The organism is Chromohalobacter sp. 296-RDG, assembly GCF_029889885.1.
GTDB lineage: Bacteria > Pseudomonadota > Gammaproteobacteria > Pseudomonadales > Halomonadaceae > Chromohalobacter.
This window is the reverse complement of the sequence record NZ_JARANY010000196.1, coordinates 1-1,428: the sequence shown is the minus strand read 5'-3', so window position 1 is coordinate 1,428 and position 1,428 is coordinate 1. Positions and strand designations below refer to the sequence as shown.

General features: G+C 55.5%; 1 protein-coding gene. It reads left to right on the top strand.

Going from position 1 to position 1,428, the window contains the following annotated elements; all coding sequences use genetic code 11:
* Positions 1 to 255: 255 nt before the first annotated feature.
* A partial coding sequence (locus OP495_RS17815) for an AAA family ATPase (protein WP_280571114.1) occupies positions 256 to 1,428 on the top strand: 1,173 nt, incomplete at its 3' end.

Sequence of the window (1,428 nt, the reverse complement as noted above, 5' to 3'; positions counted from 1 at the left end):
TACCGACCTTCATCGAACACGGCAAATCGAAACTTCAAGATCACGCGCGTCCGGCGCCGTAAAAGCAGACAAGGTCGCCGATCATGTGTAACTCACATCACTCGCGCCATCCGCGTCGCCACGCCGCGCGCCTTATTACTGTTTATGCTATCTAGCGCTCATACAAGCACTGACGTAGAGCCAAACAGTCGACCACTCTTCACTAACATGCCAGACTGCCAGCTTACCCCCTCATTACTAGCAGAATCCCGCTTAATGAAGCTAAAGCGCCTGACATTGGAGAACTTTCGCGCCAAGCCATCGCTCTCGATGACGCTGGGGCCACGTCTAACCCTGCTGATGGGCGCCAATGGCAGTGGCAAGACCACCTTGCTGGATGGCATCGCCATTGGACTCGGTGAAATCCTCACCTATCTACCCGGTGTAGCAGGCATGACATTCAAGAAACGGGGAGATCTCCATCAGCGAGGTAACCACTTGGCGCCCTATACGCGGATTACCCTAGAGACCTTTCAAGGGCTTGCCTGGGACCGGCTACAGAGGCGCGACAATAGCAAGAAGACGGTCGGTGAGATTCCGCCAGGACAGGGAGTGAAAGTACTCAAACAGCATCTCGACAGTACCATAATCAACCCCTGGTCGGCCGATGAGTCCTTCGAACTACCGGTATTTGCCTATTACGGCGTCAGTCGCGCCTTGCTGGACCTACCTCTCAGCCGCAAGGGATTTCCCAAGTCCCACGAGCGTTTCGATGCCTTGGCCAATGCGTTGAACGCCGATACACGCTTCAAGTCGGCCTTCATCTGGTTCTACAACAAGGAGAACGAGGAGCATCGGCTGCAGAAGCAGCATAAGAGCTTTGACGTAACACTGTCGGAGCTGGATGCAGTACGCCGTGCCATCATGCGGTTATTCCCTGATCTCTCCGAGCCTCATATCGAACTCAATCCGCTGCGTTTTGCAGTGAAACAGCAGGGAGAGTGGTTGAATATCGCTCAGCTCAGCGATGGCTATCAGACTCTTTTGGGGCTGATAATCGACCTCAGTTCGCGAATGGCCATGGCCAACCCGGACTTGGACGATCCATTGGCGGCTGAAGCGGTGGTGATGATCGACGAAGTCGACCTACATCTACATCCCGAGTGGCAGCGACGGGTGGTGGGAGACCTACTAACCACTTTCCCCAATACCCAGTTCATCGTCACCACCCACAGCCCCTTTATCGTCGAGGCGCTCAACAACCACCTCAAGCGCAGCCAGCTCGACGGTCTCGAGATCACCAGTGAGACCATCCAGGCACTACTGCCGCTAATGCCGGAAGACGTGGCCGCCTATCACGTAACGCCGGACGAGACCCAGTCGCTGATGGCTGCCGACCTGGGGCTGCTCGATGACAAGCTACTCAGCCACTTCAATGCCATCAATCAC